This window comes from Sphingomonas sp. FW306-05-A (genome assembly GCF_058782275.1).
This window is the reverse complement of sequence record NZ_JBYSXN010000006.1, coordinates 22916-42828: the sequence shown is the minus strand read 5'-3', so window position 1 is coordinate 42828 and position 19913 is coordinate 22916. Positions and strand designations below refer to the sequence as shown.

At 58.3% G+C, this 19913-nt stretch carries 16 protein-coding genes and 1 pseudogene; 9 read left to right on the top strand and 8 right to left on the bottom strand.

Translation table 11 applies throughout. The annotated features are described in order from the left end of the window. Positions 1 to 110: 110 nt before the first annotated feature. Positions 111 to 743 (top strand): DODA-type extradiol aromatic ring-opening family dioxygenase, encoded by a 633-nt coding sequence (locus AC3WJR_RS19685; RefSeq protein WP_492727273.1) that lies wholly within the window; start codon positions 111 to 113, stop codon positions 741 to 743. Positions 744 to 765: 22 nt separating this feature from the next. After that, entirely contained in the window at positions 766 to 1380 is a 615-nt protein-coding gene (locus tag AC3WJR_RS19680) for an FMN-dependent NADH-azoreductase (RefSeq protein ID WP_492727271.1), read from the top strand. 172 nt (positions 1381 to 1552) lie between these two features. Here the strand turns inward: AC3WJR_RS19680 and AC3WJR_RS19675 are convergent, their stop codons facing one another. Next, positions 1553 to 1915 carry a darcynin family protein gene (locus AC3WJR_RS19675; protein ID WP_492727269.1) on the bottom strand — a complete coding sequence of 121 codons (363 nt, stop codon included), beginning with the start codon at positions 1913 to 1915 and terminating at the stop codon, positions 1553 to 1555. A 76-nt stretch (positions 1916 to 1991) separates the two neighbouring features. On the opposite strand from AC3WJR_RS19675, the gene AC3WJR_RS19670 reads away from it, so the two are divergent. Next, positions 1992 to 2618, top strand: a complete 627-nt coding sequence (locus AC3WJR_RS19670; RefSeq protein WP_492727267.1) for a TetR/AcrR family transcriptional regulator — start codon at positions 1992 to 1994, stop codon at positions 2616 to 2618. Between the two features lie 579 nt (positions 2619 to 3197). On the opposite strand, the gene AC3WJR_RS19665 is transcribed toward AC3WJR_RS19670, so the two are convergent. Next, positions 3198 to 4253, bottom strand: coding sequence for a site-specific integrase (locus AC3WJR_RS19665; RefSeq protein ID WP_492727265.1), 1056 nt, complete (start codon positions 4251 to 4253; stop codon positions 3198 to 3200). A 415-nt stretch (positions 4254 to 4668) separates the two neighbouring features. Between AC3WJR_RS19665 and AC3WJR_RS19660 the strand changes: the two genes are divergently transcribed. Both AC3WJR_RS19660 and AC3WJR_RS19655 read left to right on the top strand, forming a co-directional pair. Beyond that, entirely contained in the window at positions 4669 to 4950 is a 282-nt protein-coding gene (locus tag AC3WJR_RS19660) for a type II toxin-antitoxin system Phd/YefM family antitoxin (RefSeq protein ID WP_492727264.1), read from the top strand. Next, positions 4859 to 5605, top strand: a complete 747-nt coding sequence (locus AC3WJR_RS19655) for a hypothetical protein (protein WP_492727262.1) — start codon at positions 4859 to 4861, stop codon at positions 5603 to 5605. Before AC3WJR_RS19660 ends, AC3WJR_RS19655 begins: the two co-directional genes overlap by 92 nt. A 956-nt stretch (positions 5606 to 6561) precedes the next feature. On the opposite strand, the pseudogene AC3WJR_RS19650 reads toward AC3WJR_RS19655, so the two are convergent. The 3 genes and pseudogenes from AC3WJR_RS19650 to AC3WJR_RS19640 form a co-directional block, all read right to left on the bottom strand. Next, positions 6562 to 8831: pseudogene (locus tag AC3WJR_RS19650) on the bottom strand (putative bifunctional diguanylate cyclase/phosphodiesterase). 48 nt (positions 8832 to 8879) lie between these two features. Further along, positions 8880 to 9323, bottom strand: a complete 444-nt coding sequence (locus AC3WJR_RS19645) for a BLUF domain-containing protein (RefSeq protein WP_492727260.1) — start codon at positions 9321 to 9323, stop codon at positions 8880 to 8882. A gap of 11 nt (positions 9324 to 9334) precedes the next feature. Then, positions 9335 to 11005 carry a putative bifunctional diguanylate cyclase/phosphodiesterase gene (locus AC3WJR_RS19640; RefSeq protein WP_492727259.1) on the bottom strand — a complete coding sequence of 557 codons (1671 nt, stop codon included), beginning with the start codon at positions 11003 to 11005 and terminating at the stop codon, positions 9335 to 9337. Positions 11006 to 11369: 364 nt separating this feature from the next. Here AC3WJR_RS19640 and AC3WJR_RS19635 point away from each other — a divergent pair, with 364 nt between their 5' ends. Beyond that, positions 11370 to 13934, top strand: coding sequence for an HWE histidine kinase domain-containing protein (locus tag AC3WJR_RS19635; protein WP_492727257.1), 2565 nt, complete (start codon positions 11370 to 11372; stop codon positions 13932 to 13934). A gap of 433 nt (positions 13935 to 14367) precedes the next feature. Here AC3WJR_RS19635 and AC3WJR_RS19630 read toward each other — a convergent pair whose 3' ends face one another. Together AC3WJR_RS19630 and AC3WJR_RS19625 are read right to left on the bottom strand one after the other, a co-directional pair. Next, a complete protein-coding gene (locus tag AC3WJR_RS19630; RefSeq protein WP_492727311.1) occupies positions 14368 to 14505 on the bottom strand; it encodes a hypothetical protein in 138 nt (45 codons plus the stop codon). A 104-nt stretch (positions 14506 to 14609) separates the two neighbouring features. Beyond that, entirely contained in the window at positions 14610 to 15386 is a 777-nt protein-coding gene (locus AC3WJR_RS19625) for a Crp/Fnr family transcriptional regulator (protein WP_492727255.1), read from the bottom strand. Positions 15387 to 15641: 255 nt separating this feature from the next. Here AC3WJR_RS19625 and AC3WJR_RS19620 point away from each other — a divergent pair, with 255 nt between their 5' ends. The 3 genes from AC3WJR_RS19620 (at position 15642) to AC3WJR_RS19610 (ending at position 18585) form a co-directional block, all read left to right on the top strand. After that, positions 15642 to 16403 (top strand): Crp/Fnr family transcriptional regulator, encoded by a 762-nt coding sequence (locus tag AC3WJR_RS19620; protein ID WP_492727253.1) that lies wholly within the window; start codon positions 15642 to 15644, stop codon positions 16401 to 16403. A gap of 162 nt (positions 16404 to 16565) precedes the next feature. After that, on the top strand, positions 16566 to 17645 hold the full coding sequence (locus tag AC3WJR_RS19615) for an Abi family protein (protein ID WP_492727251.1): 1080 nt from the start codon (positions 16566 to 16568) through the stop codon (positions 17643 to 17645). A 574-nt stretch (positions 17646 to 18219) separates the two neighbouring features. Then, positions 18220 to 18585 carry a hypothetical protein gene (locus AC3WJR_RS19610; RefSeq protein ID WP_492727249.1) on the top strand — a complete coding sequence of 122 codons (366 nt, stop codon included), beginning with the start codon at positions 18220 to 18222 and terminating at the stop codon, positions 18583 to 18585. A 416-nt stretch (positions 18586 to 19001) separates the two neighbouring features. Here the strand turns inward: AC3WJR_RS19610 and AC3WJR_RS19605 are convergent, their stop codons facing one another. Beyond that, on the bottom strand, positions 19002 to 19487 hold the full coding sequence (locus AC3WJR_RS19605) for a hypothetical protein (protein ID WP_492727248.1): 486 nt from the start codon (positions 19485 to 19487) through the stop codon (positions 19002 to 19004). Between the last annotated feature and the right edge of the window lie 426 nt (positions 19488 to 19913).

Here is a 19913-nt window from a genome sequence, read left to right as displayed (position 1 = left end):
CTGGAGCCTGGGCAGATGCGTGAGACGTGGCGCGAGCTGGAAACCTATCTGCGCGGGTTCATGGCGACGCTGACGGAGCAACCGCGTGCCATCCTCGCCATATCCGGGCATTGGGAAGAGGGCGTGCAACCGTCAACGCCTGCGCGCATCCGTCGCTGCTGTTCGACTATGGCGGGTTCCCCGATTACACCTACCGCCTGACGTGGCCCGCGCCGGGCGCGCCCGAATTGGCAGCGCGCGTCCGCGACCTGTTGTCGGATGCTGGCATTGCCAACGGCCGGGAAGCCGAGCGGGGCTGGGATCACGGCATCTTCGTGCCGCTCAAGGTGATGGTGCCCGGTGCCGACATCCCGCTGGTGCAGCTCTCGTTGCAGCACGGGCTTGATCCGGCCGCCCACCTGGCAATCGGGCGGGCGCTGAAGCCCCTGCGTGACGAGGGTGTGCTGATCCTCGGCAGCGGCCAGACTTACCACAACATGCGGGGCTTCTTCGCCGGCGGGGCGGTGGACGAGAAGGCAGAGGGGTTCGACACCTGGCTGCGCGCCGCCATGATCGACGGCGCGACGCGCGACGAAGCTCTGATCCGCTGGGAAGACGCGCCTCATGCCCGTGTTGCTCAGCCCCATGAGGACCACCTGCTGCCGCTGATGGTGGCGGCAGGCGCGGCGTCGGGCGAAACCGGTGCCGTTCACTTCCGCGGCCATGCGCTCGGCAAGCCGATATCCGGCTTTCGTTTCGGCTAATCCATTTTAAGGAGGAACACCCATGACCAAGCTTCTCGTTATCGAGACCAGCCCACGCGGCGACCAATCGATCTCGCGCAACATGACACGCCTCTTCGTTGCCGAGTGGCAGGCGGCACACCCGGACGGCGAGGTCGTCAACCGGGACCTGATGGAAACCGACCTCCAGTTCATTGGCGCGCCGTGGCTCCAGGCCTATTTCACCCCGCCCGAGCAGCACTCGCCCGAGATGAAGGCCGAGCTGCGCCTGTCGGACGAACTCGTCGGCGAACTGCTCGCCTGCGACCACCTCGTGATCGCGACGCCTGTCTATAACTATAACGTGCCGGCCGCACTCAAGGCGTGGATCGACAGCATCGTGCGCAAGGGGCTGACGCTCGGCTTCGATGGTAAGGGCCTCGTCACCGGCAAGACCGCCACGGTGCTGATGGCGAGCGGCGGCGTCTACACCGAAGGCTCGCCGATCCGCGACCGCGACATCGCCGCTCAGTACCTCCGCATGGTCCTCGGGGTGATCGGCATCACTGACGTGACCGTCGTGGCCGGTGGCGGTGCGAAGGCAGTCGATATGCGTGAGACGACGATGCAAGGGTTTATCGAAACCCTTCAGCCGGCAATCGAGGCTGCAGCTGCTTGAGCGTGAATGGGCTGCGTGTCTGCATGCAGCCCATTACGTGCCTGCCTCGAGACTATCGCGCTCCGGCAACCGACCAGTGATCGGGAACGCTTCGCAGGGTGGGGGTGCTCCGCTCCACGCCTTCAGCGCGGAGCGGAGCACCACAACGAATTGGGCATACAACGCTCAATCTTTACGATTGGAGCGCTTCTACTTCGTAGTTCTTAGCCCAAGCGTTCAGCTCACCGGGAAAGATGTCGTGAACGAGGAAAAAGCGATCCCAGAACGGCGTCTCGCGCAACTTCTCGCAGAAAAGCTGGTAGCTATGATGGTCTTTTGATTCGATCATCCAGATATCGCTGATCTTGGCCGTGTAGAACTCGACATCGTACCACTTGAGCCGGACCCGATCCTTGAACTCTTCGAGGATGGGCTGGAATGTTTCGCGGGCATGCGCCAATCGCGTCTCGAACGTAAAACCCAGCCATTCCGGCGAGGTCTTGACCATGAAGAACGTCGTGAGTGCGACTTCGAACTGGGTGGATTGCTTGTCCATGATGTATCCTTGCGTCGTTGATTGACGCTAGAAGGATGCGAGCATATGCTCACCTTAGCTACTCGCATTGGCTTTCATGACTGCACAGCTCCAAGACCAGCGCACTCGCCCACGGAAACAGCCACGGCAGGCGCGGGCACAGCACACTGTGAATGCGATTGTCGAAGCCTCTGCTCGCATTTTGGAGGAGCAGGGGCATGGTGGTTTCACCACGAATGCGGTGGCCGAATTGGCTGGCGCCAGCATCGGGACGCTGTACCAATATTTCCCTGACAAAGATGCGCTACTCGGCGCGCTGATTGCGCGTGAGACCTCCCGCCTTGTCGAGGAGGTCGAGGCTGCAAGCCTCGTGGCTGCCGGGCGGGAAGCTCTTGATGAGATCATCCAGGCGGCCGTTCGGCACCAGATGCGTCGTCCTCGATTGGCGCGGCTGCTCGATTTCGAGGAAGCCCGCCTGCCGTTCGATGCGGACACGCAGATCGTAAGGGCAAGGATCGTGACCCTCCTGGCCGATATTCTCGCCCGGCCGGACCTTCCCTCGCAATCTGACATGCCATCCGCCCCTGGCGACGTTCTGGCGATCATCCGGGGAATGCTCGATGCTGCCGGCGAACGGGGTGAGGAGGGACAGGGGGGGCTTCTGGCACGAGTTCGTCGCGCCGTCCTTGGGTATTTGTCGATGCCCGACCGACCCGAAACCTAGCCGCCACTGGACTATAACGAGAATACGCGGCGATCCAGGTCTCTCGATTAGAGACGGAGATGGACAGCCCAGGCGGGCGGTAGCCACGCTGCCTCCGATAGAGCCGTTTTCCGGAACCTGAGACCCTTTGACGTTCGCAGAATTGGCTGGGCGGCGACGGGAAAACGAAAAGCGGAAAGCGACTATGTCGCTAAACTTTTAAGTTTCGCGACACCGACTCCGGCGTACTTGATTGGCGGCGTAGCTGTCGCGAATGTCTAACGTGAAAGTACGAAGTTTTGATGCACATCTGCGATACCCCGACGTCCGCCTTTACGCTTCGCTCAGCGAGAAGCCGAGGCGCGGCTCTTTTAGGTCAGCCGCAGCCATTCGCACGGCTAGATGGCGGCTTTAGGAAGGTGGAAAAGCGGTCCTGAATGTCCTGCTACGGGTCGAAAGCAGAAGGTCTGCTTTGAAGCTGGGAATGATGCTTTCTAGGTGTGCCTCAGGCGGACCAAGTCGTACCCCGTTGCAGTGTCATCGAAAGCACGAACTTTGGTGTCGCTTGCCTTCGTTCTTACCGCACCACGGCTAACGCAATCACAAAAACCCCTCGCCCGCATGTTCCCGGAAGCGCTCGTGATCGCGGACATACTCCGCCACCATATCGATCGAGGCATGCCTGCTATGCTCACGCATCTTGAACAGATTGGCATTTTGCCGCCCCGCCTCGGTCAGGAAGCCGGCGCGCAGCGAGTGGCCGGAGAATAAGGCCTCTGGATAGCCGGCCGATAGGGCGGCCGCTTTGACGACAAGGGCCACACCCTGCGCGCTCATCGACCGCTCGGTGAGCCGCCCTTGCGGGGTCAGCTTGCGAAACACCGGACCGCTGTCGATCGCGGCTTTGGCAAGCCAGGCACGATAATGCCGGACGGGCTCGAGGCGCCGACCATCGGGGATGGCAACACTATGCCCCCTGCCCTCCTGGTCGGTCTTTGACGTTGGAACACGGACCAGCAACCCGCGCGTATCGTCCGACACCCGACCGACGGTAATCGCTACCAGCTCGGAGCGACGAAACGCACCCGCCATCCCGATCGCCAATAAGGCCCGATCCCGATGCGATCGCAGATCCTCGCCATCGATCGTTCGCAACATGTCACGCAACACGTCACCATCCGCGGGGCGCTTCTTACCCGACGGATCGTCGCGCTTATCGCGCCGGATGGCACGCATGGCTTTTTCCAACCGCGCGCCGTCTGGCTGCTGCGTCGGTGGATCGAACCCAGCTGCACGGTGGGCAAAGACGATTGCCGACAGCCGTCGACCGATCGTCGAACGCCCTAACGGCTTGGCCAATGCCTCGCGCCCTCCGCGCGCCCGATGCGGCGTCCGTGGCGCGAAGCCGCGCTCCGCCAGTAACGTCAGGAAGGCAGCGACGATCGCCGGCGTCGCGGGCAGCGAGCGATATCCGCTTTCCTCGCACCAGGCGCAAAACAGCCGCCAGTCGGATTGGTAGGCGCGCAACGTCGCTTCTGCCGACGCGCGAGCGACATAGCCATCGACGCGTTCGCGATCGTCCGGTGCGAGATCGGGTAGGTATGCAGCGAGCGCGCTGACCTGATCGGTCACGACGAGGTCACCGGCAAGGCTCATGTCAATTTCAGCGTCGTGTGACACGTCGGTTCGCTCGATCGTCAAAATAGGCCGGTTGCCACATTTTGCGGCATCCGACGGGTACACGATGGCCGAATTTCACGCCAGCGTCTTTCTAGCGGGGATCAGCTTTATCGCTAGAATGATTTGCCAGATGTTTCGCGCTTAGCGCCTTATTTCGGTCCTACAAACCTTACCGATTGTCCCGGTTTCACGTGTCTTGACGCTTATCACTGTTTTCCCTATTTCATTGATATCGGCTTTAAGCCGGTCGTGCTTCTACCACGATCCGCGCGTGCAGGCTGAGCCGCACTCGCAACCGTGCCCCCCGCGTACCGGCAGCAGCCTGCATGCGATCGAGATCCCGCCGCGCAGGTAACTGCTTGCAACGCATCCAGCACAGGAACACCCGCTCATGGCGACGAGCATGGAAATCGTACCCTCGGGCGAATTGCAAAAGCAGTTCGGCCGCTACTCCGACGAAGCAATGATCCGCCCGGTCGGCGTTAGTCGGAACGGTCGCGTGCGCTTCGTCATGGTCCCCGTCGATGAATACGAGCGCCTGCGCCGTCGTGAACGCGTTGCAGGCCGCGTGGAGGATCTTGATGACGAAACCCTCGAAGCCATCCGCGGCGTCGAACCCGGCCGCGGCGCCGAAGACGCCGAAAAAAGGCTCAACGCTGCCGCAACCGGGTGAAGTCCTCAACTACAGCTACCTATGGGAATACGAGTACGTTAAAGGCCGCGATGAAGGCATAAAGGACCGGCCCGTTGCCGTCGTGCTGGTGACCCGTCAGAAGGATGGGATCGATCAGGTGCACGTCGTGCCGCTGACCACCAAGGCCCCTACCCGCGATCAGTTAGCGATCGAAGTGCCAGAGGCCGTTCGCTGCGACTTGGGCCTGTCCGGTGACCGATCGTGGATCATCATCACCGAGTGGAACCGGTTCGCATGGCCAGGCTATGACATCCGACCGATCCAGGGCGCGAACCGGCCGTCAGTTATGGCTATCTACCAGCGAGCTTCTTTCGACGGGTTCGTGATGCGGTCGTCGCTGCTGGCATCGACCGTCCAGTGGATCGCGACTGACGCAACTGCAGGGACCGAAATCAAACGTCCATCGCTCTCGCAATTCGTGCTTTCGACGACACTACCGTCCGATAGCTACGGACATCACGTTAGACCCACAAGCGGACATTCAACCGCAGTTCCTGGTGCCCCAACTTCCGATATTCATTCATTCTGCATGATGGCCGACATTTGCGGCCCGCGGCCGGTTTCTTCCTCAACGTTTCCTCAGGTGAACGGCGACAGCTGCTTCGACATGTCAGGCGCGACCATACAGGCCTAACGACCATCGGATGCGTCCGCCCAAAAACCAACCATTGACGGGCGATGATGCATCGACACCCACCCGTTGCGCACGGTCCGCGCAGAATTAACGACGTCAACAGCTATCGCCGAACTACCGCCAGCCATGCAGGGCAAGGCTGGCCGCCAGCATCGAGTAGCGACGATGGGGCGAGGATACTGACAAGCTGTTCCACAAGAATGCAGGGCGGGATGCCGCGCTATCGGACCAGATGCGCTGTGGGGCGAGCAACATTTCCGCAGAAGTAGGTGCCCTTCCCTCGCCGATGCAGTCAACCACGGCATTCGCGAACAGGGGGGCTGGCCGATTGCGACATGCTGGCGCCTCAATGCGGCTGAAGGCTGATGTAGGTGCCTCAGGTTTCGCTGGCATGACCGTCGACCAGATTCGCGCTAGACGGAATATTGAACGAGCTAATTATCGCGATCGCTGTATCTCCCAAATACGCATTGGCGTATACTACGTCATCGTCATCACCCTTGTCGCGAGCACGGTGACGATAGAGAGCTGGGATCAGCTTCCGCTTGCAGTGCCGAGTGCCTGCCATGCTTGACGTTCACAACGATGATTTCGCCTACAGCAAGAAGCGCCAAGAAGCAGAGCGCCAGGCATCCGCCCTGGCGAAAGACAAGTGCGCCAAGGCCGCCCATAGATCTCTGGCTACGCTATATGGCGATCGCGTGATTTCCGCTCGTCGCGCGATCAATGCGAGCGTTTCTAAGCCATAGCGCCAGAAGGCCCTTCACCCGGGGATGATCCTCCACTCCTGGAGTTGTTGAAAAATAGTAGAGAAGGATACCCTCGCTCAGGTGTGCGGTGGAAGCGTCCGGCGAAAAGGAGAAACCCCGTTTCACTGTTACCGTTCCTTTCACACCCGGCACCACCCTACTGAATTTATGCCGTCCAAAAACCAGAAGTGATGCTCGCGGTGCTAGTTATGAGACGGTCATATCGAGGGGGCAAACGCCTTTAGCGTCTTCCAATATCGCGGCGGCCTTGTCCCGAGGTAATGGACGCGCAAAATAGAAACCTTGGACGGCGTTGCACCCGATCGCGCCAAGCGCCTCTGCCTGCTCCAATGTCTCCACGCCTTCTGCAATGACGCCGATACCCAGTGTCGCACCGAGCTTTATGATTAACGCGACAATCGCACCGGTTCGCGGATCCGTGCACAATAGCCGGTGCCAAAATCGTCGAGCGCGATGCGGACGCCCAATGCCCGGACCTGACTGATCGTCCCAGCGATCGCGAGCGAGGGGTTCAGAAAAATCCCTTCGGTTATTTCGAGCTCCAAGCTGCTCGGCAGTAAGCCCCATTCCTCCAGTGTGTCCTCGAGATCGCTCAAAAAGTCAGAATCAACGAATTTAGTTGCTGACGTATTGACGCTCATACGTAGGTCGGGGCGGCAGAACTGGACTTGCCACTGTTTCAACGTTTCACATGCCCTGCCCATAACCCAGCGATCGATCTGTCGGATCAGACCAATCTGTTCGGCAACCGCAATAAAGTCTGTGGGCGCAATCATGCCGCGTTCGGGATGATCCCAGCGAAGCAGGGCCTCAAAGCTGACCACAACGTTCGTCGTCGGGTCTACGATCGGCTGATACATGAGTCGAAATTCGTCGCACTCAAGGGCTTTTTGCAAATCGGTTTGGAGTTCAAGCAGTGCGACCGCGTTGTCATGCATCGACGCGTTGAAGATTGCGTAGTCTCCATATCCGGCACGCTTGGCCTCGTACATGGCGATGTCAGCGTCGCGAATGAGGTCTTCGGGAAGACACCGCGGATCGGCTGCTTTAACGATGCCGATACTGCAGGACGGGAAGACACTCTGCCGGCCAAGCTGGACTGGCAAACGCAACGCCTCGATAATTCGCTCGGCAACGACTACTGGCCCGGCAAGACCGTCAGCGTCCTCGATCAGCACCGCAAATTCGTCTCCACCGAGCCGAGCAAGCGTGTCTTGCGGTCGAACGCACCGCTTAAGGCGCTGAGCAATCGCTTGGAGCAGCACGTCACCCGCGAGATGCCCAAGACTGTCATTAACGACCTTGAAGCGATCAAGATCAAGAAAAAGGACAGAGCAAGACCCCTGCCCTGTTTCCCGCCATTGGCGAAGGACAGCGGACAAACGGTCCATGAAGAATGCTCGATTTCGCAGTCGCGTGAGATTGTCGTGGAATGCAGTATAGACTAACTCGGCCTCAACTCGTTTGCGTTCCTGAATTTCAGATGCCAGCGCCTCGTTTTCAAACTCGGCGAGGAGGACGCGCGTCGCCAAGCGCTCGGCTTCCTTGCGATCGGTGATATCGCGCTGGACCGACACCCAATGCGTATACCAGCCGCGATCGTCCGCCACAGGTACGATGCTCAATTCGACCCAAAACTCGGTACCGTCCTTGCGGTAGTTGATGAGCTCGATCTCGATCGGTTTCCAGGCTTCGAACGCCTGGCGTAGTTTAGCTCTCGCCGCTGGATCGGTCTTCTCTCCCTGCAGTATGCGGGGGGTCTGACCAAGCACTTCGTGCGGCTCATAGCCGGTCGCCCGTGTGAAGGCAGCGTTGCAATAGAGAATGCGGGGACCGGGCAGGCTTACCGGCTCGGCCTCCGTAATGATGATGGAATCGCGCGCATGCACCGCAACCGACTCAAGAAGGCGTAAGCGCTCCAAGCGTTCCCGCTGGTCAGCATGGTCCGCTCCGTCAACGATGTCGCGCAATCGCCGTACCTCGAACAGCGTCGCTAGATGTGCGGCGTGAGCGCGCAGTACATAGGTCTGAGCCGCATTGAGGTTAGGGCGGGATTCATCATGGACGACGATTAATACCCCTCCGCCATCGCACGGAATGTCGGTGATAGCGACGAACCGTACCGCCCCCGCCCCTGGACCGGAGAAACCAAGTCGACCAGCTATCGCTCCGTCTGACGCATTGACGATCTGAACGATAAAGTTCGGCTTTGAAACGTCAGGCGGCAATAGCAGAAAGGCAGGCGCAAGTGCGACCAGAGCGGTATGACCGCTGGACGCGACCGCACAGAGCACGCCGTCTTGGATCTGGCAGACGAATGCGGCTGCGCATCCCGCCGAGCGCGCAGCCTCATCTGCGACGCGCTGATAAGAGGACGCTTTGCCAGATCCCAGAATCTGGTCGACCGGCACTCCGGTCACCTTGCCGAGCCACCCGGCATGCTCGTCTAATGGCATAACTCACGTTTCCTAATTCCGACTGCACATCGCGCTGATGTCATTCTCTCAGCGAACCGCCCCGGATTCTTCGTCCAGCGCCAGGCGGTGCAAAGCTTCGAACAGTGCATCGCCCGTCATCCGCGCGGGGTCGAAGCCGCTCTTCTGGCCAAACGAGGCGTAAAGCGCCGCATCGTCGACTGAGCCACCGACGAATCCCATCGACCAGTTTTCAAACGCTCGCAAAGGTTCGGGATCAAACGCAAGAAGCGAAACGTCACCATGCCGCTCATCTTGCTGAATACGCTCGAATACCCCCTCGACAGCAGAGCGCTCACCTTCGAGCACCTGCGCGAAGCAGCCCGAATTGAACATCAATGCACCGGTCACCCCAACCCGTAAATTGTTCGCCTGACTTTTTGCCAAGATCGACGTGATAGCGGTCGCGAGGTCTGCGCCGCCGGCAATGGCGTTGCGACTGTAATAGACCAGACGGTAGAGGGGATCGGACATGCTCGGTAATCCTAAATAGCGGATGGTGAAGGCTCGGGAGTCATGAGAGCCATGGTCTGCGCCGCTGGCATTGGTCGACCAGTCAGATAGCCCTGCACCGCGTCGCACCCTGCCGTGCGGATACAGGCCAGTTCCGCGTCAGTCTCGACCCCCTCGGCAACGGTCCTCATGCCCAGCGCCTTGGCCAGTGTATTCACGGCGCAGACAATCGCCCGGCGATCGGAATGTCGTTCGATATCGCGGACGAAACATTGATCGATCTTGATTGTATTGAACGGGAATTTCTGGAGGTAGCTGAGCGACGAATAGCCCGTACCGAAATCGTCCATCGACAAAGATATGCCCAAAGCTTGCAGCTGTCCGAGGGCCTCCCAAGTCGCATCGGAATTATCGAGCATGGCTCCTTCCGTAATCTCGAGTTCCAGCCGGTGCGCCGGCAACCCTGATTGCGCGAGCGCTGAAATCACCGTTTCTGAAATTCTTCCACCACGGAATTGGAGCGGCGAAAGGTTGATGGCGATGGACGTCGAGGCAGGCCAAGTTGCGGCCTGCTTGCATGCCGTCCGCAGTACCCATTCCCCGATCACAGTGATGACGCCAATTTCTTCGGCAAGCGGGATGAAATCTGCAGGCGCAACAATGCCCCGGATCGGATGGTTCCAACGAATTAACGCTTCGAAACCCGTGATCGTGTTTGATATCAGGTCAATTTGCGGCTGGTAAACGAGATCAAGCTGTTTGAGCGCGAGCGCACGTCGGAGGTCGATCTCCATCGATCGGCGCGCCTGCATACGCACGTTCATCCCTGGCTCGAAAAATCGATGACAGCCCCGCCCCTCGGCTTTTGCGAGATACAGTGCGAGGTCAGCATCTTTCAGTAAGCCGTCCGGATCGTAGCCGTCGTTAGGCGAAATCGCGATACCGACGCTTGCACCGATATGCAGGATATGGCCATCGACTGCGTACGCCCGCCCCACTAGGTCAACCAGACGCGTTGCGAGCGCAGTAGCAGCCTCTGGTTGAGGCGCGCTGGATTGTATGATCGCAAATTCATCGCCACCCAGGCGAGCCACCAGATCGCCCTCGCGGACCGCACTTTTCAAACGCTCGGCGACCTTTTGCAGCAGTGAGTCGCCGACGGGGTGCCCGAGCGTATCGTTAACAGTCTTGAACCGGTCGAGATCGATATACAGCACTGCGGTCGACTGGCCGGTTCGTTGGGCCAGCGCGAGCCGTTCAATCAGACGCTCTCGCAAGGCCTTACGATTAGAAAGACCAGTTAAGGCGTCACGTTCGGCAAGTTCCGCATTGCGAACATAGGTCGTTACATCGTCAAGGCTTAAAACAAAGCCTCCACTGGATAAAGCACGCACCGTGCAATCGAGTAGACGATCGTCTGACAATCTAAGACGCGTTGGCACTGGGTCAGTCGCCGTATCTATCGCTGCGAACACGCTGTCCCCACCCACGGCACCGCAACTGGTCAGTAGAGCTACTAGTGTGCAACCATCGGGATCGATCGGTGCAAATACTGCTCGAGCGCTCGCATTGCTATATTCGACGTTACGGTCTTCATTCAGAATGAGAACCGCAGTCGCCATTTCCGGCAAAGCGGCGCTGCGTGGTCCATACTTGTTTGACACAACCGGGTGGGCAGCTGGACGGCGAGCATCGACGCTCATTGACGTCGTCTCTGCAATCTTAGTGGAACATGTTTGGGAGGCTGATAATATCATGCCCCACCTCATCGGCCAAATTATATAATATTCCTAACGATCGAGTATTTTTCTTTGTAACATAAATCATCTTTTTTGGCGCATGTAATGATTCCAAAAGGGCGATATTACCAAATATAGCATATTGCTTCACTGAGAAATATTGTCTGTATTTATAAAGTGCGAATATCCAGTTTCCGGTTTTCCGTTGCCGGCCTTAATGTCTCGGTTATGACATCATTTAACTGGCTAGTTTCTTTTGGAAGCCCCATAGCCCTGCCGCTGTATGCCGATTCAGCACTATCCCCGAAATTGGTATTTGAGGGACTGAATGAGCATAGCACCGAACTTCACCGTGCCGGTTTTAGTCGATCTGGCGAGCTGTGACCGAGAGCAAATACAGCACATCAATGCGGTACAGCCGATCGGCTTCCTGATCGCCATTACACGTGATTGGCGGGTCGCGTACGTCTCTGACAACGCGTTGGACTTTCTAGGCCGTCCGATCTGCGAACTGCTGGGTGCCTCCCTGCATCAGGTCCTTCGCGCAGAAGCGGTTCACACAATTCGCAACCGTCTGTCCGTTTTGAGTACCCTCGACGGTGTCGAACGCAGCTTTGACGTCCAGTTGCTCGATGAAGGGCCAAGCTATGACCTGGCGATCCACCACTCCGGGGAAATGATCATCGTCGAGGGCGAGCCCACGGTGGCGGCGGGTGATCTGAACGCCGGGGCAATGGTTCGCGCGATGCTGGCCCGGATGAAAGGGCAAGCCAATCTTATGGCGCAGGCGGCGCGGCTGATGCAGTCGCTGACGGGCTTTGACCGCGTCATGATCTACCGGTTTCACCCGGACGAATCCGGCGAGGTTGTCGCGGAACGCGTGCGTGGTGGCCTCGAGCCCTTTCTCGGGTTGCGGTATCCTGCCAGCGACATTCCGCAACAGGCGCGCGCACTGCTCGTTCGAAACCCCGTCCGAATACTGGTCGATGTATGCGCTGAGCCAAGCCCATTAGTTTCCGTGCATGATGCTTTCCACGCGCCCCTCGACCTCTCGATGAGCACGCTACGCGCGCATTCAGCAATGCATATCGAGTATCTTAAGAACATGGGGGTCGGTGCGACGATGACCGTGTCACTGGTGCGCGATGGCAAACTGTGGGGACTAATCTCCTGCCATCATCGAACGGCGCGCCATGTCAGCTTCGAGCAGCGCACAACCGCTGAGCTGTTCGGGGAAGTTCTGTCGTTGCTGATCGAGAAGCGCGAGCGTGTCGATCTCGAGGCCTATGCAACCCATACGCAGCAGCTTCGCCAGCAGCTTATAGCGGATGTGATCGAACGCGGCGCGATGGTTCACAGCATTGCCCAGCTCGCGGCCCGCATCGCTGGGCTGGTACCTTGCGATGGTTTTGCAATTTACGTTGATGGGGCAGTCTCATTGGTGGGCGACACCCCGACGTCCGACGAATGTGCTCTCTTGCGCGACTTTCTCGACGCCCATGCCGCCAACCGCATTTTCTCGTCTTCAGCTTTGAGCCGAGACCATGAGCCAGCGAAGGATTACGTCGATCGCGCTGCCGGGATACTCGTCTTGCCGATTTCGCGCTTCACCCGCGATTATCTTGTATTTTTTCGACACGAAGCCGCACATGCCGTCACTTGGGCGGGTCGCCCTGAGAAGGTACAGACGACAGGTCCGGACGGACCGATCCTGTCACCCCGCAAGAGCTTCGCAGCATGGCGCGAAATCGTCCGCGGACAGTCGACGGTCTGGAAGCCCGAAGAGCTTGCCGCAGCGGAAATGATGCGCGTCACGCTGATCGAGATTGTCCTGCAACAAGCTGGAATGAGTGAGGGGGAAAGCCGGGCAGCTTCGCAGAAGCAGGAACTGCTGATCGCTGAGCTCAACCACCGTGTGCGAAACATTCTAGGTCTGATCCGGGGGCTTGTGGCGCAAAGTCGCATGAGTGCCAGTGACGTCGATACATTTGCCACCGTGCTCGGCGACCGTGTCCACGCCTTGGCTCGGGCGCACGATCAGATAACGGCAAAGAACTGGGGTCCCGGTTCGCTCGCCACCCTGATCGCGACGGAGGCTGGTGCGTTTTTGGGTGACGGGGCAGCACGTGTTTTGTTCGATGGTCCGGCGGTGCAACTCGAGCCCCAGGCGTTTTCGACAGCCGCGCTCGTTATTCATGAACTCATGACCAACACCGCCAAACATGGGGCACTCGCAAATGCGACGGGACACGTCACGCTTGGATGGCACCTCGACGTAGATAACAATCTGATCCTGCAGTGGTCCGAAACCGGCGGCCCTGTGGTAACGGTACCGACTAGGCGTGGTTTCGGGTCAACGATCATCCATCGATCGATTCCCCACGAGCTAGGGGGCGAAGCAGACCTGGATTACGCTCCGTCCGGATTGCGCGCGCGCTTCGTTGTACCAGCCCAGTTTGTATCGCTCGGAGGTGAAACGCTTCCGATGGTAACAGAGGCGGAGGCGCAGCGGCTACCGATTGGACTCGATGGCGTCGTGTTGCTGGTTGAGGACAATATTATCATCGCTTTAGAGGCAGAAGAGATGCTGACGCAACTCGGCGCTGTCAGGGTCCTTGTCGCCGGCAACGTAGCCGAGGCCCTCAGCTTACTGCTATCGGAGACCCCCAGTTTCGCGCTGCTGGACATCAACCTGGGTTCTGAGACAAGCTGGCCGATCGCTTCACGGTTGCGTGAGCTAGGCGTTCACTACATCTTTGCGACAGGGTATGGAGACGGCATCGAATTTCCGTTGGAACATCGGGAGGCGGCGGTTGTGACCAAACCATACTCACGCACCTCGATCAGTGCGATAATTAGCAATGACCGGCCCAGCGTTTTTTCCGAAGTCTAGAGCTAGGTACGGCCCCATAGACAGAATGCCGTTTGTAGCACCGATGTGATTCACGCGCGGGCAATAGCAGGAGCGTGAATTCAAGCGAGTCCGATGGCGAGACCCGCCGTCTGGCGCGCGCTACGACGGGTAGCTTCAGCGACAACCTCGCTAACCCCATCGTCATGGAAGCGATAGATCATCGCCCGGTCGAACCCTGTAATCGCCCTGACCTGTCTGACAGCGTCGCGTAAAAACGTAAAAGTGTCGGCATCGGAGCTGCTCCCCGCAGGCGTGCAATCATTGATCGCACCAAAACCACGGCCTCCGCGGGTTGATCCTGTTCGAAGGGCTCCCCCTCGATAATCAGCATGTCGCTCGCATAGTGCAGAGCCAGGATCAAACGACCGCCGGTCGGTTGTAAGCCTCACGCGGTAAAATCGTTTGCTACCACTTACCCCGACCAGCTCTGCCCGAGGTTTCGCACGTCGTGGAGCGCCTCCCGTGCAATAAGGCGGTCCGCCTTCACGCCAATGACTTGTACAGCGTGCGTTCCGAGGAAATCATGAAGGTTCGCTGACGCGCGAACAATCGTCCAGTCGTTCGTCAGGTTAGGAAGAAGCCAAAACTCTGAACGTTATCGAGGAACGCAATTGGCTCCTGACGGCGGTGATCTAAGCGGGCATGGCGATTGCATCACGCGTACGGACGCCCTTCACTTGAGGCGAAATTTGGCCTCAGCGCATCGTCCAGGTGCAGGTAATCAGGGTTGAAATCCGCTACACCAGACAGCGCCTTCCAGTTCCCGATGGTGATGGCACGCTTTTCACGGGTAATGAGACCATCGCATCGCAATTTCTGAAGCATACGGTTGACGTGAACAGTCGTAAGTCCTGTAGCATCCGCCAGTTGCTCCTGCGTCATAGGAAGCTCGTATCGGGTTCCATCGATCAACCCTGCAGAATGTAGGCGGACGGCAATTTCGCACAGCAGATGCGCAACGCGGCTCAGAGCATTGCGTCGCCCAATGTTGGCGATCCACTCCCGAAAGATAGAGCTTTCTGCGAGCGTTTCGAGCCACATGGCCCGACCTATTGCGGGATGCGCAACGGCGATCTCGTGGACGGCCTCCGCAGGGACAAAGGCAACATTCCCACTGCTCAACATCTGAACGCTGTGATCGGCAATTCCCAGGAAGGCATGCTGGAGATCGAGCACCTCCCCTGGAATATGGACGGACAGGATCTGTCGAGCGCCATTGCCGACGATTTTACTTCGAAAGGCAAAACCTGAAAGAAGGACGCAGCAGTTTTTTGTCAAATCCTGTTGGCGAATTATATAGTTCGACGCTGACATACTCTTCATATGGAACGGCATTCCAAGAAATGCGGCGCGGTCTGCTGCTGAAAGTACAGATCGTTGCTCCAGTTTTTTTAAAGCCGGCGCGAGGATGTTTTTGGATAGAGCGAGCATGACGGTTACACCGTTGCGGTAACGCGCAACCCATGCAGTTCAATATTTGGCTGCAAAAACTGATTTAGGCGAGGTTAGGCGGGAAATCTCTGCGCTAGATCACACTTTGATCACTTTCTTTGCCATCGTAAGTGCCCCAATTCCAAGCCGACGATTGCGTGATCGCTTCCGAACCTCACGTGTAGCGCCGGCAGCCTCGCTTGTGCGTTCCATCAGTGATGGTTGGCATTTCGCCACGACTGAATCGAGGCGGAAATGAGTAATCCCTGGGCGACGAAGATGGAGCAATTTACCGCATTTACCGCGGGCGAACGTGAACGTCTCGATTCCTTATTAGCGTTCAAACAGCGGGGATTTCAAGCACAGGAGGACATCATCGCTGACGGCGCGCACTCGGACTACTGCCATATTCTGCTGACCGGGCTAGCCTGTCGGTATAAAATCCTACCGGACGGTGAGCGCCAGATCATGGCCTTCCTAGTTCCGGGAGACCTTTGTGACGCCGAGATTTTTATTTTGAAAAAGATGGATCATGCAGTGGGAACGCTGACCGCGAGTACGACAGCAATGATCCACTCCAGCGAGATGAAAACGCTGTTGCGAGAAGCCTCGCCGATCGCCGAGGCGTTGTGGTGGGGAACGATGACGGACCTCGGGGTTCTGCGTGAACGGATCGTCGACCAAGGTAGGCGCGATGCGACAGAGCGCCTCGCTCACTTGCTCTATGAAATGCTGGTTCGCTACCGCATCAGCGGCGCAACAGAGACCAACGCCATCGACTTTCCAATCACCCAGACCGACCTCGCCGATGCGACCGGAATGACGCCGTCTCACGTCAATCGCCTCCTGCAGCGCTTCCGTGAAGATGGGCTGATCGAACTGCGCAACCGAACGCTAACCGTCACGAACCCGGGACGTCTGAGATCACTTGCACAGTTCACCGCAACGTACCTGCATCTGGACAGGACAGAGGCCGGAGATCCTGCGGTATATGACCGGGCCGGGGAATTGATATGAGTTCCGCATAGACCCACAAGTGGACGTTTGCGACCAGTTTGCCGCTTCCCGAAACCGGCCGTTCATTCATGCCGTTTCCAGGTCTGGTTTGCAGCTTGCCGAGTGCGGGTCCACTGGATGTACGGGTGCCGCTTCAGCAGGCCGCTAGCCCTCCATCGGTGATTGACCCGCTTTCAACTTTTAATTGAATCCTCATGCGCTCACGCATATATCGACTTCAACATGGCCGTCCCCGCTGTTGCCGCTGGCATCAAGGGGCGGCCTTCTTCATACCTGGGCCGGATGCTTCCGCCCTACACAAAGCCCCATCTCAGTTTTGCCAACCAGCTGGCCCTTTTGGTGCAACGTGGCATGGTCGTGACCGATCAAGGGAAGGCGGTTCTCCATCTTCAGCGGATCGGCTACGGGCGCCTCACCCCCTACTGGCAGCCGTTCCAGCAGTTCGTTCCTGATTCTAACGATGCGACGCTAAGCGTCCGCAGTGAGCAGTTCCAAGCCAACGCCGAGTTTCGCCACGCTGTCGATCTTTATCTCTTCGACAAGCAGCTCCGTCTCCTATTTCTCGACGCGGTCGAGCGGATTGAGGTAGCCTTGCGCGTGGATCTCGCGCACGCGCTCGGGAAGCGCGATCCTTTTGCACACCGTTCGACTGCGTTTCTTGATGCCCATCGCGCCAATCAGCCATTCCAGGGCGGCACTCGTCATCAAAGCTGGCTCGACAACGCTGACCGGGCGGTCGCTCGGTCGAAAGAGGATTGGGTCAAGGAGTTCTATGCTACCTACAGCCCGCCCGTCCCTATCTGGATGGCGGTCGAGACATGGGACTTCGGCACGCTATCCTGGCTACTCGAGATGGCACATCCCAACGATCGTGCTGCCGTTGCCAAGCGCTACGGTCTTCTCCCCAACACGCTGGTGAGCTGGATCAAAACGCTCGCATTCGTACGCAACATCAGCGCGCATCATGCCCGTCTCTGGAACGCGGGCATCATCAATCAGCCTATGGTGCCCAAGCCCTTCGAGGCGCCACAGCTCGTGCACATCGGCAGCGACCTGGAGCGCCGGACGCGTGTTTATGGCGCTGCGGCGGTAGCGAGCTACTTCGTCGGGCGGATTAACCCCGGGACATCCTGGCCAAGCCGCATGAAGGCGCACTGGCAGTCATTTCCAGTCATGCCGTTCGCCACCCCCGCTCAAGGTGGTTTTCTGCAGGCCTGGGATCAGGAAGCAGTTTGGACCTGAACCCAATGGCGTTCGACTTCGTGCTTTCGGCGACACGACGATCCTTGCCTGCTCGTAGACCCAAAGTCGGCCATCCTCGACGTGTTTTCAGCCAGCCGACTTCAGACATTCGTTCACCTCCGGTCTGACTGCGCCCGACGCATGGTCGTCCGTCATAAATGCCGTGAACGATGGGAAGCGGTCGTTTGAGGATCGGTGGCGCGCATTGCTCTGTCCGGTTCCACTTGTTGCGGCAGAAGCAGGATCAACAAGACGATGGTGATTGCGAGCGTTGCTGAGGCCAGCGGACGACCGAGATCCAGTCCACACCTCGCGACAGCTAATCCAGACAAATCGCCGACGGTCGGGCCGGGCGGATGGGGCAGAATGAACCCACCGCAGAACAGCAGCACGCGGGAAACGGCAGTGCTAAAACAGAACAAGGGCAATCCGCTAAGTGCCACTGCAAAAAGGCTCGCCGGGCCGGCACAACCAAGCGAGCCGTCAGCGACCAATCGCTCAACACCGCGCTTTTGCTATGGTCACCGCCCCTTTGAGACATTAGAAAATATTCAGGATCAATGGGGGACTGATAATGAATTATACCTTCCCGTTTCTGTTTTCTGGCGCCGTACTTGCGATGTCAGCACCTGTCGCCGCTGCGCAGGGTAATTACTCTGCTGCACTGAGGACGATCTTAACTAGAACGGCTACCGGTACCTGCCCCGCGGACATGATGCAGCCAAAACTTCTCGAGGCGTGCAAACAGCAGATGTCTAAAATGGGTCCTCCGCTAGCAAAAAAGGGACCGATCAAGAAACTGGCTCTCCTGAAATCGGATCTAGCGGGCGGCCGCGAGGAAACTTACATGGTAACATTTGAGAAAGGCAAGCCGCAGACTTGGCTTATTGGTGGACTTAAGGACGGAAAGTTTTCGGGGCTTTACTCAGACGACGAATAGCGGGAACCCCTGGACGGATCGGAGCACAACCTCACGTGGAGAGCGAAACAGAGACAATCTGATTATCAGGAAGCGCGACCTGAGCCCTAAGGACGCTGCCGATCTGTCCATAACCCTTCTGTTCCACCAGGCCGAACCTCATGACGCGGCCAAGCGCGACAGAGGGCGTGCGTGTCTCCCAATTGCTCCCCAAATAAACGAACCCGATTAAAGCGATTGCGGCGACTGCCAGCAATTCCCGGCCAATTCCTCGGATGGGTGCGACATGCTTCATCGCGAGAAACTAACCTATCTGCGAATGTCCGCAACGGGGCGTTTCCGGAACGTCCGCTCCGCCGCCCGAAAGCTGCCGGTCGGCTTCCGGGAACGGTGGTGGCGTTCGAAGCGGCTGAACGTCGCCATTTGGTGGAAAGCGGTCATTCCCTAACGTGGACTGTTGGGATGGCGTCGATGCTTAAATCTCCAACCTTGACGGCTTGAAACACGACCTCGCCGTTGACATAGGCGATTTCAAGATGGGTTGGATCCCGCCAGCGCAGCTTAATCGTAGCTGGCCCGTTCATTTCTTCCAGTGTCAGGACGTCCACCGGTCTATCTGCGGCCACGCTTCGAACTTGAATTGTTTCCGCCAGATAGTTGTTGCCCGGACCCGACGTGTTGTTGCGGACTGTTCGGGTCAGCCAGCCTCCCGTAGGTGAAGGCTCCCATGGCGATTGGGTAATGTCGGTCGCCGAGCAGGCTTCTAGCAGGACGAATGCGAGTACGGCGAGGCGAGGAGGAGGCATCAGGTTCGCTTGTCGCCGGTTTATCGAATGTCCGCAATTGGGCGCTTCCAGTCGAGCGGCTTTCCTTTTCGGTAGCTGCCGGTCGGCTTTCAGGTAGGTCGGGCCAGCCGTCAGCATTGGAACGGCGCTAGTGGTCGTTAGCCGCCGTTCTACTTAGGATCGAAACTCCCATATGCGCCTGATGTGCGTGGCACCTCGTTCGGTCGCTTCACGGTCGATCTTCTCCAACGCCAAATTGAAGCATGTCAATGCTTTCGCGGACGCTGGTTCTTTCGTAAAATCGACCAATGGTTCGTCTAGAAATATGCCGTCACGATAGGTGTAGGTCGTCGCCAATAGCTCACACCTTTTAGCAGCGTCCGTAAACGTGGCGTGCGACATGGGAGGAGCGCTCTGACAGCCCGAAGCGCACATCATTGCCAACAGGCCAAAGAGCGGTGTTCTGGTCATTCTGCCCGTCATAGCCGCAACGATATGCTGGCAAGCTAACGTCTGCAATTGGGCGACAGCGGAACGTCCGCTTTTCGCTACATAGCGACCGAA

Excerpts from the sequence above, each read along its gene's own strand:
- AC3WJR_RS19680 (WP_492727271.1), top strand. The coding sequence starts at position 766 with ATGACCAAGCTTCTCGTTATCGAGACCAGCCCACGCGGCGACCAATCG.
- AC3WJR_RS19675 (WP_492727269.1), bottom strand. The coding sequence starts at position 1,915 with ATGGACAAGCAATCCACCCAGTTCGAAGTCGCACTCACGACGTTCTTC.
- AC3WJR_RS19670 (WP_492727267.1), top strand. The coding sequence starts at position 1,992 with ATGACTGCACAGCTCCAAGACCAGCGCACTCGCCCACGGAAACAGCCA.
- AC3WJR_RS19665 (WP_492727265.1), bottom strand. The coding sequence starts at position 4,253 with ATGAGCCTTGCCGGTGACCTCGTCGTGACCGATCAGGTCAGCGCGCTC.
- AC3WJR_RS19660 (WP_492727264.1), top strand. The coding sequence starts at position 4,669 with ATGGCGACGAGCATGGAAATCGTACCCTCGGGCGAATTGCAAAAGCAG.
- AC3WJR_RS19655 (WP_492727262.1), top strand. The coding sequence starts at position 4,859 with ATGACGAAACCCTCGAAGCCATCCGCGGCGTCGAACCCGGCCGCGGCG.
- AC3WJR_RS19645 (WP_492727260.1), bottom strand. The coding sequence starts at position 9,323 with ATGTCCGATCCCCTCTACCGTCTGGTCTATTACAGTCGCAACGCCATT.
- AC3WJR_RS19640 (WP_492727259.1), bottom strand. The coding sequence starts at position 11,005 with ATGAGCGTCGATGCTCGCCGTCCAGCTGCCCACCCGGTTGTGTCAAAC.
- AC3WJR_RS19635 (WP_492727257.1), top strand. The coding sequence starts at position 11,370 with ATGAGCATAGCACCGAACTTCACCGTGCCGGTTTTAGTCGATCTGGCG.
- AC3WJR_RS19625 (WP_492727255.1), bottom strand. The coding sequence starts at position 15,386 with ATGCTCGCTCTATCCAAAAACATCCTCGCGCCGGCTTTAAAAAAACTG.
- AC3WJR_RS19620 (WP_492727253.1), top strand. The coding sequence starts at position 15,642 with ATGAGTAATCCCTGGGCGACGAAGATGGAGCAATTTACCGCATTTACC.
- AC3WJR_RS19610 (WP_492727249.1), top strand. The coding sequence starts at position 18,220 with ATGAATTATACCTTCCCGTTTCTGTTTTCTGGCGCCGTACTTGCGATG.
- AC3WJR_RS19605 (WP_492727248.1), bottom strand. The coding sequence starts at position 19,487 with ATGCTGACGGCTGGCCCGACCTACCTGAAAGCCGACCGGCAGCTACCG.